Consider the following 16,803-nt stretch of genomic DNA (forward strand, 5'->3'; position numbering starts at 1 on the left):
GTGAAACCCACCTCCACTGCGGAGCGAAGGATCCGGATCCTGTTCTCTCGCGATGAAGGCGGACTCCCCGAGGCCGGCCGCAACTGCTTGGAGAAACACCCCCTGCGAGTCCCGAAAGTCTCATTCCAAGAATCGAGACACGATAACGAATCAAGAGACCGTGAGGCATGCCCTTCGAAAGGCATAGGATCATTCCTTACTGCTTGGCTTTGACAAAACGCATCCTCAAGTCGTAGAGGATATTTCGGATCAAGGTCTCCTCGTCGGAGGTGAGATTCCCCTTTGTCTTCTCCTGGAGAATCCCCAAGATATCGATGGTCTGCTTGGCCATGGGGAGATTCTTGTTGGGCTTGCTGGTAACCGGATCGGGGATCTCTCCCAGGTGGATCAGGGCCGAAGTGCTCAGGGAGAAAATGAAATTCGAGAAGTTGATCTCCGGAAGAGGAGCTTCCTCCCTACCCTTTGCCTCAGTTCTCTGATCTTCCCCCGGCTTTTCGGCCTCCGCCGCTGCTCCGGGCTCCCCGCCCTTCCCTTCGGCCTTCTCTTCTTTCCGTTCCTCGGTTTTTCCCGCGGCGAAATGCCGCTTGTCCCTTACGGCAAATCCTCTGTCTTTCTCCTCATCCGCCATGTTTTCCTCCATACGACCAGATTCACGGCTATCCTCCCCAGATATCCACGGTGACGTAGCTGGCCCAACGTCCCCTCTGGATCTGGAAAAGGACGCTCCTGCTCATCTCGATAACGCTCATCGCCCTCTTGAACTGGTCGAGATCATCGATCCTTTGATCGGCCACCTGGCGGATCACGTCGCCAGGCTGGACACCTATCCTCCCAAGGATCCTGCTCCGGTCGACTGATGTCACAACCACACCGGAGCGCACGTAGAGATCGTACCTGCGGATCATTTTATCATCGATACCGGCGACTTCAATACCCAGAACAGAACGGGCCAGTCGGAGCCCGTACGCCGCCGGAAAATCCACCCCCAAAAGGGTGATGCGTATCCTCTGTCCACCCCGGAAGACCTGAAAATCGATCTCATCACCCGAGGTGAACTGCCTGACGGCGTGGTAGTAGTCCTCCATGCAAGAAACCTCGATTCCACCCACCCGCTCTATGATGTCTCCCCTCCGGAGCCCTCCCTTCCGGCCGGGACCGCCGGAGACCACCCGGGTCACCACTACTCCCCCCTTCCCCTTGTAATGGAAATGCTCGACCAGGGACGGATCGAGCTCCTGGATCTGAATCCCGATCCAAGCCGGATGAACCTCTCCATAGGCGATCAGGTCGTCGACGATTCTTTTCACCCGGTCGACAGGTATGGCAAATCCGATACCCTGAGCTCCACGGTATATGGCCGTATTGATCCCGATCAGCTCCCCCATGATGTTGAGAAGGGGGCCGCCGCTGTTGCCGGGATTTATGGACGCATCGGTCTGTATGAAGTCGCGGTAGACCCTGTCTCCTGACCTGAAAGAGCGGTGGAGGGAACTGACCACCCCGGCAGTAACGGTGTGGCTGAGGCCGAAGGGGTTCCCGATGGCGATGACCGTCTCGCCGATCATGAGATCCCTCGACGTGCCCATCGCAATGGTCGGAAACGGTCCCCTTCCGGCAATCCTGATCACGGCCAGGTCGGATTCGGGGTCAGAACCGACCAGCCTTCCCTCGAACTCCCTCCCATCGAGGAGTGTGACCTTTATCCTCTCGGCCCTCAGGATCACGTGTTCATTTGTCAGGATCGTTCCATCGGGCCGGATGATTACGCCGGAACCCAGACTCGAGTAGGATCTCGAAGGAGACTCGAAAAAATCCCGGAAAAACTCGTCAAAGAGGGTACCGCCACCGAACTCGTAGAAGGGATTCGTCCCTCCCCCTGAAACCACTCGGGTGCTTATATTGACAACGGCCGGGCCGGCAGCCTCGGCAACACGGACCACGACGTTCCGCCTCGAGATTCCCTCCACCCCGCCCTCTGCCGTCTCCGTCCACGGCGGAACGAAAGGAACCAGGAAAAGAAAGACCAGCAACCACCCGAAACAAGGGTATGCACGGCTGATCGCTCTGCCACCCCGAAGAATCCGGCTCATGACTTCACCCCTCCTCACAGGGGACGAAAAGGGAAACCCGCGAAAAATAATACCATCTATCTCCCCGGCCAGGCAACGTCCCCTGAACCGAGCAGGGACTCGATCCTCCTGCTCGCGGCTTGCAGGAACGTTTGACCCGCAGATGCCGAGACCCGAGGACAAAAATTATTGACAAAGATTCAAAAGAAGGAATAGACTGTGTTTTGTAATTCCCCGGACAGACCGACTTCCCCGGTGTCAGGAGGGGGAGGTTCGGATGATTTGCTAGAAAGGCCCCGCCGAGGAGCCGGAGGCCGGAGCGGGGCGCGACTCGTCGTGGGCCGATAGGTTTCGTGGATAGGACAACCAAGGAGGAAGGGAGATGGCAAGTGCGGAAGAGAAGTTGCTCGACCTGGCGAAACACACCTACGGAACATGGAGGCGCCAGGACCTCTGGAAGAGGCCTTTGGAGATCGTCGATGCCGAAGGCGTGTACATGTTCGACAGGAGCGGCAAGAGGTATCTCGATTTTTCGTCCCAATTGATGTGCTCGAATCTCGGTCACAAGAACAAGGCGATCATCGAGGCGATCGTCAAACAGGCGGAGAAACTGCCCTATGTGGCTCCGGGTTTTGCCACCGAAGCAGGAGAGAGAGCCGTGGAGGCTCTCTTGTCGGTGATGCCTGAGAATCTGGTGAAGTTCTTCTTTTCCACCAGCGGCACGGAGGCCAACGAGGCCGCCCTCAAGATGCTCAGGATGTACAAGGCACCGGACTACAAGGTGATTTCCAGATACCATTCATACCACGGGGCAACCGTTGCAAGCATCACTTTCACCGGTGATCCGAGAAGATGGAGTGCGGAACGGGCCCGCTGTACGGTCGAAGGCGTGAGGTTCGCCCCTGATGCTTACTGCTATCGATGCCCCTTTGGACTCGAGTACGGGGACTGCAATATTCAATGTGCACGCTACCTCGACTACATGATCCAGGAAGAGGGCAATGTGGCCGCCATCATCGCCGAACCCGTGGTAGGGACAAACGGCAGAATCGTCCCGCCGCCCGAGTATTTCCCAATCGTGAGGGAGATATGCGATCGAACCGGGGTTCTTCTGATCTCCGACGAGGTCATGTCGGGCTGGTACAGGACCGGAAAGCTCTTTGCCATACAGAACTGGGACGTTCTTCCGGACATACTCACCACGGCAAAGGGTTGTACCGCCGCATACACGCCCGTGGGGGTTACGGCCACATCGAAGCCGATGGCGGATTTCTTCGAGAATCAGATCATGTCCCACGGCCACACCTATGCGTTCCATCCATTGGCTCTTTCGGCTATTCCGGCAGCCATCGCCGAGTACAAGAAATTGACCGCCACGGATACCCTCCACAGGGGAGCCGAACACCTAAAGAAGAGACTCTACGAATTGGCGGACCGACACGAGTGCATCGGAGATGTGAGGGGAATGGGCCATTTCTGGGCTCTCGAGCTCGTCAAGAATAGGAAGACCAAGGAACTGTTCAATACGAAAATGGATAAGTTCACCGGTGAGAGCCTCATGCCGGAGAAGGTGAGCAAGGATGCCCTGCAGAACGGACTCTTTGTGAACTCGTGGTATGATACCATGGTAATCTCCCCGCCCCTCATCATAACAGAGGACCAGATAGACGAGGGGATTGACGTCCTCGACAAATCCCTGGAGATAGCAGACAGGGAGGTCGTCAGCACCGGTGTCGCCGCCTCGCGAAGCAGCGAGTTCGGGGGGAGAAAATAGGTGGGACCCGCTGGGAAATGGCACTGAACGAAGATTCCACGATTTCCAAGGCCGTCGATGACGCGAGGGAGGGTGCCCCCGAGAAGGGGTGATCTCCTGTTGCCTCAGGCCGCCGGGCCTGGTTTTCGAGATCGATTGGAGCCGGCGTTGAAAGGGCGGGAGCCTCGCCCGCAAATCCCACGGGCGTCCCAGGTGTCGACCAGGTACAAGGGTGGAGAAGGCGGGCCGGGTAGATGCCTATGGCTCATGACGACTCACCCAGACCGGACAGGATATTCGAGGAGATAGAAAGGCCCTACACGGCTCAGGAAGCCGTTGCCGAGGCCAACCGGTGCATCAAGTGCCAGGATGCGCCATGCAACAGGGGATGCCCTGCAGGCATCGATGTCGCCAGGTTCATCCGGCAGATTGCAAACAGGAATTTCGGTGGAGCTATCCGGGTCATTCGAGAGGACAACGTCCTGCCGGGTAGCTGTGCCCGTATCTGCCCCCAGGAGATCCTTTGCGAGGGTAAGTGCAGCAGCACGGAACTCGCAGAGGCTATTCACATCGGAAAACTCCAGAGGTTTGCCGCCGACTACGAGAGAGAAAAGGGGGCAAAGCTCCCGGCAAAAAGGGAACCGACGGGGGTCTCGGTGGCCGTCGTCGGGGCCGGACCTGCAGGTCTTTCGGCGGCAGCAACCCTCGCCAGACTCGGCTATGATGTGGATCTCTTCGAAGGGCGTCCCCTTGCGGGCGGTCTTCTCACCTATGCCATCCCTCCGTTTCGCCTCCCCTATGAGATCGTAAGAGACGAGATCGAGTACATCGAGGCTCTCGGTGTAAAGATCTACAACAATTCCCTGATCGAAGATCTGCCCCCCCTTCTGGAGAGATACGGAGCGGTTTTCCTCGGTCTGGGTTCGGCAGAGTCCAAGAGCCTCGCCGTCGAGGGTGAAGATCTCCATGGAGTTTTCCAGGGGCTTGATCTCTTACGGGAGATCAAGCTTGCACAGATCGAAAACCGGGCGGTCCGTTTTCGGCTCGGCCCGAGGGTCGAGGTGATCGGAGGAGGAGACACGGCTGTCGACGCGGCTGCCAGTGCCAGGCTGCTCGGCGTACCTCATGTGACCCTTCGATATCGAAGAACCGCGATGGAAATGCCTGCCAGGCCCGGAGAGGTGGAGCGGGCTCAGAGGCAAGGGGTGAAGTTGGAGCTGCTCTGTGCTCCGGTTCGCTTTATCGGGCAAGAGGGAACGCTCCGGGCGGTGGAGTACGTGCGACTCAAACTCGGAGAGGAAGATCGTTCGGGCAGACCCCGACCCGTACCGATCGAGGGCTCCAATTTCGTGGTGGAAACCGATACGGCCATCATCGCCGTGGGCCAGACTCCCCGTCAGGGAGGCCTCCAGGGCTTGGAGAGGGACCGCCGGGGCCGCATACGAGTGGATGAGGATACGATGGCCACATCCATCGAAGGGGTCTATTCGGGGGGGGATGCGGTCAACGGTGGTGATACTGCCGTGAGAGCCGTGGGAGACGGAAAAAGGGCTGCCTTTGCCATGGATGAGTATGTCAGGGCAGGGAAGCGAACAATGGGAAACCAAAAGCCCGGATAAGACGAGAAAACCTCTTGGGCCGCTTCGGACAGGGAAAGCCGTGAGGGAGAGGCAGAGATGGGGAGCGGGGACGAGAGGGATCACCCGGCCTTGGCCCCCATATCCAGGGAAAGAAGAGGAGGACCGCCATGAAGATTGTCAAGGAAGCCGATCTAAGCGTGGATTTTTGCGGACTGAAATTTCAGAATCCCTTCGTCCTGTCTTCGGCCCCGCCGGCCACGACAGGTGAGATGATCAAGCGGGCCTTCGACGCTGGATGGGCCGGAGCGGTGACCAAGACCCTGGTGAGAGAGGAGATTGTAAACGTCAAACCCCGCCTCGCCTCTCTTGCCTATCCAGGTTCTCCGGAAGAACCCAAGAAGATCTATGCCCTGGAAAACATCGAATTGGTGTCTGACAGGCCCCTCGATGTCTGGCTCAAGGAGATCGAGGAGATTCGAAAATCCCACCCTGACCACGTGATCATCGCCAGCCTTATGGACGACGCCTCACATCCGGAGGGATGGAAGGAGATGGCCAGGAGAGTAGAGGACGCCGGGGCCGGCATGATCGAGCTGAACATGTCCTGTCCCCATGGAATGCCGGAGAAAGGCATGGGCTCTGCCATCGGCCAGGACGCCGAGCTTGCGGGCCGGGTCACCCGCTGGGTCACCGAGGCCGTCAAGATCCCTGTCATGGCCAAGATGACCCCCAACGTGACCGACATTTCACTCCCCGCAAGAGCCTGCATGGAGAACGGAGCATCGGCGATTTCGGCCATCAACACGGTGGGAGCCATCATAGGAGTCGACCTGGAGACATTTGTACCCAAACCCGCTGTCGCCGGTTTCTCTTCCCACGGCGGTCTCTCCGGAAGGGCCATCAAACCCATCGCTCTGAAGGCCGTCGCCACCATCAGGGAGGCCGTCGATCTGCCCATCTCGGGTATCGGCGGGATAGCCACCTGGGAGGACGCGGCTGAGTTTCTACTCATGGGTGCCTCTACTCTGCAGCTCTGTACCGAGGTCATGGTGAGGGGTTACGGAATCATCGATGACTTGAAGGACGGCCTGAGCAACTACATGGAAGACCACGGTTTTGCTTCCATAGGAGGGATGGTGGGGTTGGCTCTGAAGAAGGTGAGGGCCCTGTCGGATCTGAGCACCGAATACAAGGTGGTCTCCAGCGTGGACGAGGGCAAGTGTGTCAAGTGCGATATCTGTTACGTCTCGTGCAGGGACGCGGGATACCAGGCCATCAGCCTGAGGGAGGATCGAATCCCCGTCGTAGACGAGGAGAAGTGTACGGGCTGTTCTCTCTGTTACCAGGTCTGCCCGGTCTGGGACTGTGTCACCATGAAAGAGGTCACGGCAGGGTGACCGGGGCCTTTCGATGGAACTGCATCGTCCGGGACATGACTGTCGGGAATCGACTGGGAGAAGAAATCGGAGGGAAAAAGGCGAAGCAGGATCTCCGATAAGAAACGGGCAGATCCAAGGGGTTTGCACAGGGCGATCAGCCCTTGATCGGGAGGGAGAGGAAGATGGACATCAAGATCACAAATGGGACAATCATCACGGCTACCGACACCTACCGGGCCGACATAGGAATCGCCAAGGGCAAGATCGTCCAGATCGCAGAGACGATCACGGATGAGGCCGGGGAAGTGATCGACGCAACCGGTGCCTATGTCTTCCCCGGTGCCATCGACATGCATACCCACCTCGACATGCCCTTCATGGGGACTTCCACTTCCGACGATTTCGAGACAGGAACCATCGCGGCCGCTTACGGAGGGACTACCTGTATCGTCGATTTTGCCATCCAGGCAAGGGGACAGTCCCTGAAGCAGACCCTGAGCACATGGAAAGCCAAGGCCAGGGGGAAAGCGGTCTTTGACTACGCCTTCCACGTGGCTATCTCCGATCTTACCGATAGGATTCTCGACGAGATTCCCGGGGCCGTGGCCGAAGGAGTCACCAGTTTCAAAACGTTTCTCGCCTATAAGGACTCGCTCATGATCGACGACGGCGCCCTCTTCGAGATCCTGCGAAGGTGCAGGGAGGCTCGGGCCCTGGTCATGGTCCACGCAGAAAACGGCCACATCATAGATCGCCTGGTCAAAGAGCTTCTGGCGCAGAGAAAGACCGCCCCGAAGTACCATGCCGCCAGCCGCCCCCCCACGGCAGAGGCAGAGGCCACGGGCCGTGCAATCGCCATCGCCGAAATGGCGGGGGCTCCCCTCTACATCGTCCATCTGTCGTGCAGCCAGGCCCTGGAAAAGGTCAGAGAGGCACGGGACAGGGGCCTACCCGTCCTTGCAGAGACATGCCCGCAGTATCTCGTCCTCTCCGAGAAGAACTACGAGGAACCCGGGTTCAACGGGGCCAAGTACGTCATGTCTCCACCCCTCAGGGACAGGTCCAACCACGGCCCTCTCTGGAGAGCCCTGGCCTCCGGCGATCTCCAGGTCATCTCCACGGATCACTGCCCCTTCAACCTGAAAGGACAGAAGGATCTGGGGAAGAAGGATTTCTCCCTCATCCCCAATGGAGCGCCGGGGATCGAGAACCGCCTCTGCCTCATCTTCAACGAAGGAGTGAACAAGAAGAAGATCGGCATCAACCGCTTCGTCGAACTGGTTTCCACCGCCCCGGCCAGGCTCTTCGGCCTCTACCCCGCCAAGGGGACCGTGGCCGTGGGAAGCGACGCCGACCTCGTGGTCTTCGATCCGAGAGAGAGATTCACCATCACAGCAAAGACCAATCACCAGAATGTGGACTATACCCCTTACGAGGGTTACAGGGGCAGGGGCGTGCCCCGTGTGGTACTCTCCCGGGGTGCTGTCCTGGTAAAAGAGGGGAGGTTTCTGGGCCGACCAGGCCGGGGCAGGTACGTCAAGCGGAAACCCTTCAGCCTGATGTGAGAGCAAGGACTCCAAAGGCATTGTCCGGCCCAGGCAACATCGAGGCTACCCGGAAAGGAGGTGAATTCGGCTCTATCTTCCGTCGAGTAAAGAGGGCAGGAGTCTAGGGATCATTATTCCAAGATACAAGGAGGGGCAAACATGGCTCAAGAACGGAAATGGATCATCTACACCATCGAAGACAAGCCGCCTACCGGAGAAAGCATCTTCCTGGGAATCCAGCACTACCTCACCATGTTTGGCGCCACGGTCTTGATTCCTCTCATCCTGGCAGGACAGATGAAGATGTCAGCCGGCGACACGGCTCTTCTCATCTCGACGATCTTTCTCAACTCGGGAATCACAACCTGGCTCCAATCTACCATAGGCAACAGGCTTCCCGTGGTTCAGGGTGGGTCCTTCTCCTTTCTCCCCCCGGCTTTCGTCATCATCGGGGCAACGGTGGGCAAGGGCATGGGTTTCGAAATCGCCGTCCAGCAGATCACCGGGGCCATTATCCTCGCGTCGGCCTTTGAAATCGTCCTGGGATGGACCGGTGTCATGGGAAAGGTCAAGAAATACGTAGGACCTGTAACCATCGGGCCCACCATCGCCTTGATCGGGTTGGCCCTGTACAAGATCGGGGCTCCCGTGGCCTTCTCAGGGGGGAAGGGAAGCAGCTGGCTAGTCGCCGGGCTTACGATCATCGCCCTGATCGTCTACTCCCAGTTCCTGGGCAAGAAGTCGAGGCTCTTTCTCCTCTTCCCCGTTCTGCTCGCTATCGTAACCGGATGGGTCATTGCCATCATCGTGTCGGCAATCGGCCTCGTCGGGCCCGGGGATCCAGCCTACGTGGACTGGTCGAAAGTCGCCGCCGCCCCGTGGCTCAGCTACAAGCCGATCGTTCCTTTCAAGTGGGGATTCCCCCAGTTCAACATAGCCTTCGCCCTTGCCATGGTGGCCGCCTACCTGGCCTCAATGATCGAATCGATAGGGGACTACTATGCGTGTGCGAGGATCAGCGAGGCTCCTGTTCCCACGGCGGATATGATCAGCAGGGGCCTGGGCACCGAAGGGATCGGATGTCTCATCGCGGGATTCCTCCAGACCTGTAACGGTTCGACCACATATTCGGAGAACATAGGGGCCATCGGTCTGACCCGAGTGGCGAGCCGCCACGTGGTGAGATGGGGGGCGACGGTGATGATCGTTCTCGCCTTTGTCACTAAGTTCGGGGCCATCTTCACCACCATGCCGGGTCCTGTGGTGGGTGCCATGTACTGCGGACTTTTCGGAATGATCGCCGCCGTGGGGCTCTCCAACCTCGTACTCTGCGACATGAATTCCGCACGGAATCTGTTCATAATCGGCTTTGCCTTCTTCATGGGGCTGAGTGTGCCAGAGTATTTCGACAAGTTTCCCATGGGTGCAGACTGGCCTCTCAGCGTAAAGTGGATCGGCGACATCATCACCACCGTGGGAAAGACGGGCATGGCCGTAGGCGGCCTCATCGGCCTCGTCCTGGACAACATCGTGCCCGGAACGGAGGAAGAGAGAGGGCTCAAGGCATGGGCGGAGGCTGGATGATCATGGAAACAGGCTCGTAGTAGATAGAGGAGAGGAAAGGCCAGAGGCCAACCGGAAGGGGGCGGAAAGGTATTCCAGGCAGGTATTCAATGCTGCTGCCCTCTTCCAGGCCTCACGACCGAGGAATCCCGCGTAGTGCTTGCCGCTCCGGCCACCCGAGGCGGCGATCCTGCAGATCAACCGGAGCCCCGCGGAGAAGTCTCAACGAGTCTTTGTATCCTTTTGCAGAGCAGAGACAGCGCCTCCCTTTCGGGTACATCCCGTATGAGCCGGAGGATCTGCCCGGAGGAGAGGACGACCTCGAGCCTATGGAGAAAGACCCCCTTCCTGAAGGGGTACCGGTTCACCTGGAAGCTCTTGATCGCGTCGAAAGGAACTTCCCGGCTCCGCCACACCCCCCGCAGGGAGAGGACCCTCCTCTCCCCGTCGAAAAGAATCGTCCCCCAGTACCGGGATTCCCGGATCAGGACCGTGAAAACCACGGGAAGGACGAGAAGCAAGGCCAGGGCGATGAAATACGGGAGAATCTCCCTGCCCGGCTGAGAGAAGAAGAGAACCAGAACGGCAAAGACCCCCCAAATCAAAAGAAGAACGATCCCCGCCTCCTCGATCACTTTCAGAGCCGGGAACCCCTGGCCGGAATGAATCGAGATCGTCTTCCCCTTCTCCAAGACTTCCATCCGATTCTCTCCTATGGTCGATCAGGATTGCGGGCCCCTGTCTCCTCTGCCGCCTCTTCGAGACGATAATCGGCCTCACGGCGGCACCCTTCGAGACGGGTCTCGACAGCCGCGGGATTCCCCGATTGCCCAGCCTCTACCTCCGCTTCCAAAAAGAGTAGAGGAACAAAACCACCACCCCCGCAAAGATGATCGCCCCGGGCACCGTTCCCCTCCCCTGGCAGACCTGAATCCCTATGGCAAAGGCGAGGACGAGACCCACAACAACCCATTTCAGGTACTTTTTCACACCACGTGCCCCCCTCGTCAGGAACCCCGGAACCCCCCGACGCCGCCTCTTGACGATCCCCGTCGCGTCTATTCTATATTCGAAACCCCTCCACGATGCAAGCGCCTTTTCTGGATGTCTTCATGGGGCGGCTCATTCCCGGCAATCTAGAGTATCCTGACTTTTGGAGAACACCCTTGCCTCCGGGCGACATTGCGGAAGCGGTGGGATACCCGTCAAGCGCGAGCGGGGAGGGGGAAGGGCGTGTTCGTGGTTCGTGTTCGTGAGTCGTGATTCGTGTTCGTGGTTCGTGTTCGTGATTCGTGGTTCGTGTTCGTGATTCGTGGTTCGTGTTCGTGATTCGTGGTTCGTGTTCGTGATTCGTGAGTCGTGTTCGTGATTCGTGAGTCGTGTTCGTGGGTCGTGAGTCGTGTTCCCGGGGAAGGGGCAGGAAATGCCCGCCCGCGAACCTTGATAGGGTCACCCCGTGAGCTCAGGAGCGAGGGGACAAGGATGTTCTCCTGCCAAAACAGAAAAAGATCGTGACATCATATACTTCTAAGAATCCTCGGCCGAAGACTCAGGAAACTCCACCCGGTTATCCGTTGACAAAGGACGGGCGATATGTGAGAAAGACTGGTATCCTTTACGATTCTCCCTGCTCTTACAGGGCCCCACAAAACGATTTGCCAGAGGAGGAACAGGAAATGACTCAACCCCTGGAGGGAATCACCGTCGTCGATCTCACAGCGGCCATGGCAGGCCCTTACTGCACCCAACTCCTGGCAGATTTCGGCGCCCGGGTCTTGAAGATCGAACCGCCGGGAAGAGGAGACATGCTCAGGGATTTCGGCCCCCCCTACCTGAAAGGCGAGAGTCCCTACTATCTCCTCAACAACAGGAACAAGAGGAGCATGACCCTCGACATCAGGACCGACGAGGGGCTGGGAATACTGAGGAAACTCGTCACCCAGGCAGACATCCTGGTGGAGAACTACCGGCCTCCCGTAAAGAAAAAACTCAAGATCGACTACGAGACCCTGAAAGAGATCAATCCCCGGTTGATCTACTGCAGCATCTCCGGGTTCGGCCAGACAGGGCCCTATGCCAACCGGGCCGGGTTCGACCCCATCGCGCAGGGCATGTCCGGTCTGTCGAGCGTGACAGGATGGAAACACACGGGCCCGGTCCGGGTGGGTGTTGCCATCGGGGACTCTCTGGGCGGAATCTTTGGGATGTACGGCATCCTTCTGGCCCTCATCGAGAGGGAGAAATCCGGAATGGGGCAGAAGGTGGAAACCTCGATCCTGGAGGGGCTCATCGCGGTCCTGGGATTCCAGGCCGCCAAGTACTTTGCCACAGGAGAGAGGCCGGAACCCCAGGGGAATGACCATGCCATGATGTCCCCCTACGGTACTTTCCGGACCAAGGACGGATTCATAAACATAGCCGCAGGCAACCAGGCCATGTGGGAGCGTCTGGCCAGGGCTCTTGGACTCGAACATCTCATAGAGGACGAGAGGTTTCTCACCGTGGCGGACAGGGTGAGGAATCGTCCTGAACTGACTCCCCTGCTCGAGGAAAAGCTCGTCGAGAAGACCACCGGACAGTGGGAAGAGATCCTCAACGAGGCAGGCGTGGCCAACGGTCCCATCCTTTACATAGATCAGGTCTTCCAGGATCCGCAGGTCCTGCATCAGCAGATGCTGCTGGAACAGGATCACCCGACCATCGGAAAGATCAAGACCATCGGATTCCCGACAAAGCTGAGCCGCACGCCGGCCTCCCTCCGGCTGCCCCCTCCCCTCATGGGTGAACACACCGAAGAGGTGTTGAAGGAACTCGGCTATTCAGAAGCAGAGATAGGCCGTCTGAGGGAGGAGAAAATCGTCTGAGGGCTCCCGGAAAATCTCCGGTAGATCGGGACCTCCCCCCCGGCCCCTTCCGCCGAGGGGGACCTCCCCTTTTACTCGATACCCGCCAGCCTCCGGGCGCACCTCTTCTTGTATTCCATGTCGGACTCTCTGTAGATCGTGAGTCTGTGGGCCGCAGCAGATCCCCCGCCATGGATGTCGGAGACCGTGTCGGCGCTCTCCGTGACCATCTTCTCCACCAGGCGGAAGAGCCTGATCCGGTTCATGGCGGGAACATGGGCCACCCCTTTGAGATATTTCTCGAGGAGGGGACCCACCTCCGGATTCCTCAGGTCTCTCTCAGATGGAAGATCGGCCACGAACCCGCCTGCCACGTCGACGAGCAGTCTCCCGACTTCCGCCATCTCCTTGCCCTCGTGGATCTTTGATGCATTGGCAAGGACAGGATCGATGAAGTATGTTCCCGAGGGTTCCTTCTTCCCCTCGTAGGATGCGGCGAGACTGCACCCGTAGAGGGTCTCTGCCCGGTGAATCATGTCAATGATCTTTTCCTTGATGTGGCTGACCCTGCCGGTTCCGTTGTAGTCGGCCATTAGCGCGGCTGCACCTATCATGGCATCGATCTTTCCGGCCTTGCACCCCCCATGGGACTGGCGGTGATAGGCGGAGAAGCGCCCCACGATCTCACCGGCAAACTCCACCTCGCCGCACATGAATACCCTCTCCCACGGCACAAAGACGTCGTCGAAGATGAGTGTGGGACAGTACTTGCTGTACCGGATGTTGCCGCAGTCCACACCCTCCAGCTCGCGGGTATCCAGAGACGTTCTGCCCACCACGTGGATCAGACCTCTGGTATCTGCAGGAACCGCAAAGGCCACCGCGTAGTCTTCGTCTCCCTTTCGGAGGGCCCGCGTGGGCAGTACGATGATCTCATGGGAGCTCAGCGATCCTGTCTGGTGCGCCTTGGCCCCCCGAACGGTAATGCCCGCCTGGTTCCTGTCGACCACCCTCAGATAGAGATCCCTGTCCTCCTGTTCGTGAGGGCTCAGGCTCCTGTCGCCCTTCACATCCGTGACGCCGGCATTTCCCGTGAGATCGTTTCTCTGCATGTACTTCAAGAAATCCATGAACCGACCGTAATAGGCGGTCCCGTACTTCTGGTCGATGTTATAGGTCACAATCGACAGCGCCCCGAGGCAGTCGAGGCCCGTACACCTCTGGAAGCAGGTCCCCACGTACCCCCCGAGAATTCGGTTGACTTTTACCCTCATGACCAGATCCTCGATGGACCGGGCGGGCAGGGTGAATCGGTTCACCACTTCTCCGGTCAGGGGCGATACCGTGGTGATCAGGTCTCTATAGTCCCCGGTCTCGGCCAGTTCATAGGTGGCCGCTGTCGCGTTGATTCCGGCGAATATCCGTGGATTGTCCACCGGATTCTCGATTCTTTCACCGAACATGTACACCGTGGGTTTGAGCCTTCTAAGACTATCGATATACTGTTCTCTTGTCTTCAGTGCCATTGTTCCCCCTGTGCTGAGCCCACCTCGAGGCCTCTCCGAAAGGCCTTGATGTTCATGTCTATCTTGGTCTTGGACACGGAGAAACGGATCGCTTCCTCCACAGCCGCCGGGGAGACGACCGGATCCGTGGCGATGAGAGCACCCAGGACCACCAGGTTGGCCACGATGCTGTTGTCGATCTCCCTGCCGGCAATGGTCGTGGCAGGAACCTTCACGATGCTGCACCCTTTGCAGGGAGAGTCATGAACCATGTCGGAATCGATGATCAGGGTGCCCCCCTGCTTCAACTGGTGGAGATAGCGCTGGACGGCCTGAGGGGCCTGGGCGATCAAGATGTCTGGGTGGACCACACGGGGATAGAGGATCGCCTCGTCGGAAATACTGACCCAGGTGACCGCGGCCCCGCCCCGCAACTCGGAGCTGTAAGACTGTGTCTGCAAGGCCTTCTTCTTGTCAAAGACAACCGCGGCGGTCCCCAGCAGGGTACCTGCCATGATGCTTCCCTGGCCTCCCACCCCTGCAATGATCAGGTCCGTCCTCATGGGCCCCTCCCCGCTCCTCTCTTTAGTCTCAGGATCTCCTCACAGAGCTCGGGCCTGTCCCGGTCTGCGAACTCTCCGACCACGATCCTGTCCCCCAGTTCCTCCGGCTTCATCGCCGAGGCCTTCTCGACCGAGATGGACTTCTCTTTGAACATCTCGAACATCTCCACGGCGCTTCCCGCACCCGTCTTTGCCCCGAATTGAACCGGGCACTGGGAGACAGCCTCGACAAAAGCAAATCCCTTCTTTCCGATAGCCCGTTTTATGCTCCGCGTCAGCCGCCTCGGATGGAATGTCGTCCACCGGGCCACATAGGAGGCCCCGGCAGCACGAACCATGGGAGCGATATCAAAGGCGTTCTCCAGGTTTCCGAGAGGCGTGGTAATGGTCCGGGCTCCCCTTGGGGTGGTGGGAGCAACCTGGCCTCCTGTCATCCCATAGATCCCGTTGTTGACACAGACCACCACCATCTCTATGTTCCGCCGGGCCGCGTGAATAAGGTGATTCCCCCCGATCGCCGTCAGATCTCCGTCGCCGCTGATAACCATTACTTTCTTTTCCGGAAGATTGAGCTTGATACCTGTGGCAAAGGCGATGGGCCGGCCATGGGTGGTGTGAAGAACATCGCCGTTGAAGTAAGGGCTGATAATCCAAGCCGCACAACCGATTCCGGAGACAAAGACAAAGTCATCCATCTCCATCTTGAGTTCGTCGATCGCCCTCAGGATGCACTGGAGAACCGTGCCGTCCCCGCAACCGGGACAGAATCCTGTCCCCTTCACAGAGGGACGGAGGTACTTTCTCAGCGGGTGCTCGGGGACCCTGTCGTTCATTTGAGTATCTCCTCGATCCTTCCCACCACATAGTCGAGTCCGTGTACCTGTCCCAAGACCTCCGGGCCCAGAAACTCGACCTCGGCCAGTCCCGCGGCCTCGGCCCTTACGTAGGGGAAATACTGTCCCGAGTTGTTCTCCAAGACGAGGATCCTCTTCACCCTCCCGGCAAGATCCCGGATCTCTCTTTCCGGGAAAGGCCAGGCCGTGATCACCCTCAGGTACCCGACATCGAAGCCCCTGGATCTGGCCGCCCGGACAGCCTCCTTTGCACAGCGGGCCACTGCCCCGTAGGAGACCAGGGCCAGATCGGCCTTGTCCGAGTCGACCTCCACCTGGACGATCTCTTCCCTGTGTTTGAGGATCTTCTGTCTCAACCTCCGGATGAATTTGTCGAGGGCGGTCGGATCGATGAGATTCCTGTTTCCGTGCTCATCATGACAGGAGCTGGTCACATGACTCTTGAACCCCCTGCCGAAGACCGGCATGGGGGCCACATCTTCGTCGAGAAAGACCCGTATCCGGCCGAGATCGGTTCCCGTCTCCGGTATCTTTCGGCGTACGAGCTCGATCTGATCCGGCTCTGGAATGACGACCTCCTCCCGCATGTGGCCGACAAAGGCGTCGGACATCACAAAGACAGGAACCCTGAACTTCTCTGCCAGATTGAAGGCCCGGACCGTTAGGTCGAACATCTCCTGGGGACTCCAGGGACAGAGGGCGATTATCTCGTAATCCCCATGAGAGCCCCGGCGCGGCTGGACCATGTCTCCCTGGAGGCCCATGGTGGGCGCACCTGTCGTAGGCCCTCCCCGCTGAACGTTGACCAGCACGCAGGGTGTCTCTACCCCCACGGCGAATCCGATATTCTCGAGCATCAGGCTGATCCCGGGGCCGGACGTGGGCACGATGACTTTGCTCCCGGTCCACGAAGCCCCGATAGCCGCGCATATGGCGCCGATCTCGTCCTCGGTCTGGAGGAAATACCCTCCCACCTCGGGCAGCCGCGCCGCAAGGGCATGAGCTATCTCGGATGCGGGGGTTATGGGATAGCCCGCGGCAAACCTGCAGCCCGCGGCAATGGCGCCTTCGGCGCAGGCCAAGTTTCCCATCATGAAGTGTCTTCCCGATCGAACTCCGCTCTCTTCCATCCGGCCTCGGCCCCCTG

At 58.8% G+C, this 16,803-nt stretch carries 14 protein-coding genes; 6 read left to right on the forward strand and 8 right to left on the reverse strand.

Going from position 1 to position 16,803, the window contains the following annotated elements; genetic code table 11:
- Positions 1 to 196 precede the first annotated feature (196 nt).
- Both JRJ26_06045 and JRJ26_06050 read right to left on the reverse strand, forming a co-directional pair.
- Complete coding sequence (locus JRJ26_06045; GenBank protein ID MBW2057041.1) at positions 197 to 628, reverse strand: DUF1844 domain-containing protein; 432 nt, start codon at positions 626 to 628, stop codon at positions 197 to 199.
- Between the two features lie 28 nt (positions 629 to 656).
- Complete coding sequence (locus tag JRJ26_06050) at positions 657 to 2,090, reverse strand: trypsin-like peptidase domain-containing protein (protein MBW2057042.1); 1,434 nt, start codon at positions 2,088 to 2,090, stop codon at positions 657 to 659.
- 361 nt (positions 2,091 to 2,451) lie between these two features.
- On the opposite strand from JRJ26_06050, the gene JRJ26_06055 reads away from it, so the two are divergent.
- From JRJ26_06055 to JRJ26_06075, 5 genes are all read left to right on the forward strand, one after another.
- On the forward strand, positions 2,452 to 3,843 hold the full coding sequence (locus JRJ26_06055) for an aminotransferase class III-fold pyridoxal phosphate-dependent enzyme (GenBank protein MBW2057043.1): 1,392 nt from the start codon (positions 2,452 to 2,454) through the stop codon (positions 3,841 to 3,843).
- 233 nt (positions 3,844 to 4,076) lie between these two features.
- The gene (locus JRJ26_06060; GenBank protein MBW2057044.1) at positions 4,077 to 5,441 is read left to right on the forward strand and encodes an NAD(P)-dependent oxidoreductase; all 1,365 of its coding nucleotides are present in this window, start codon (positions 4,077 to 4,079) and stop codon (positions 5,439 to 5,441) included.
- 128 nt (positions 5,442 to 5,569) lie between these two features.
- On the forward strand, positions 5,570 to 6,799 hold the full coding sequence (preA, locus tag JRJ26_06065) for an NAD-dependent dihydropyrimidine dehydrogenase subunit PreA (GenBank protein ID MBW2057045.1): 1,230 nt from the start codon (positions 5,570 to 5,572) through the stop codon (positions 6,797 to 6,799).
- Positions 6,800 to 6,963: 164 nt separating this feature from the next.
- Positions 6,964 to 8,346 carry a dihydropyrimidinase gene (hydA, locus tag JRJ26_06070; GenBank protein MBW2057046.1) on the forward strand — a complete coding sequence of 461 codons (1,383 nt, stop codon included), beginning with the start codon at positions 6,964 to 6,966 and terminating at the stop codon, positions 8,344 to 8,346.
- A gap of 141 nt (positions 8,347 to 8,487) precedes the next feature.
- On the forward strand, positions 8,488 to 9,912 hold the full coding sequence (locus JRJ26_06075) for a purine/pyrimidine permease (protein ID MBW2057047.1): 1,425 nt from the start codon (positions 8,488 to 8,490) through the stop codon (positions 9,910 to 9,912).
- 176 nt (positions 9,913 to 10,088) lie between these two features.
- Here JRJ26_06075 and JRJ26_06080 read toward each other — a convergent pair whose 3' ends face one another.
- On the reverse strand, positions 10,089 to 10,592 hold the full coding sequence (locus JRJ26_06080; GenBank protein ID MBW2057048.1) for a hypothetical protein: 504 nt from the start codon (positions 10,590 to 10,592) through the stop codon (positions 10,089 to 10,091).
- Between the two features lie 136 nt (positions 10,593 to 10,728).
- Complete coding sequence (locus JRJ26_06085) at positions 10,729 to 10,881, reverse strand: hypothetical protein (protein ID MBW2057049.1); 153 nt, start codon at positions 10,879 to 10,881, stop codon at positions 10,729 to 10,731.
- 686 nt (positions 10,882 to 11,567) lie between these two features.
- Between JRJ26_06085 and JRJ26_06090 the strand changes: the two genes are divergently transcribed.
- Entirely contained in the window at positions 11,568 to 12,755 is a 1,188-nt protein-coding gene (locus JRJ26_06090; protein MBW2057050.1) for a CoA transferase, read from the forward strand.
- Between the two features lie 71 nt (positions 12,756 to 12,826).
- On the opposite strand, the gene JRJ26_06095 is transcribed toward JRJ26_06090, so the two are convergent.
- Genes JRJ26_06095 through JRJ26_06110 form a run of 4 tightly spaced genes read right to left on the reverse strand, consistent with a single transcriptional unit; the run spans position 12,827 to position 16,786 of the window.
- Positions 12,827 to 14,260, reverse strand: a complete 1,434-nt coding sequence (locus JRJ26_06095) for a 4-hydroxybutyryl-CoA dehydratase (GenBank protein ID MBW2057051.1) — start codon at positions 14,258 to 14,260, stop codon at positions 12,827 to 12,829.
- Positions 14,251 to 14,802, reverse strand: coding sequence for a 2-oxoacid:acceptor oxidoreductase family protein (locus JRJ26_06100; protein ID MBW2057052.1), 552 nt, complete (start codon positions 14,800 to 14,802; stop codon positions 14,251 to 14,253). The genes JRJ26_06095 and JRJ26_06100 overlap by 10 nt, the downstream gene beginning before the upstream one ends.
- Positions 14,799 to 15,635: a 2-oxoglutarate synthase gene (locus tag JRJ26_06105; GenBank protein MBW2057053.1), complete on the reverse strand. Its 837-nt coding sequence runs from the start codon at positions 15,633 to 15,635 to the stop codon at positions 14,799 to 14,801. The genes JRJ26_06100 and JRJ26_06105 overlap by 4 nt, the downstream gene beginning before the upstream one ends.
- Positions 15,632 to 16,786 (reverse strand): 2-oxoacid:acceptor oxidoreductase subunit alpha, encoded by a 1,155-nt coding sequence (locus JRJ26_06110; GenBank protein MBW2057054.1) that lies wholly within the window; start codon positions 16,784 to 16,786, stop codon positions 15,632 to 15,634. Before JRJ26_06110 ends, JRJ26_06105 begins: the two co-directional genes overlap by 4 nt.
- Between the last annotated feature and the right edge of the window lie 17 nt (positions 16,787 to 16,803).

The sequence above is a fragment of the Deltaproteobacteria bacterium genome (assembly GCA_019308905.1).
Classification (GTDB): Bacteria; Desulfobacterota; BSN033; order WVXP01; family WVXP01; genus JAFDHF01.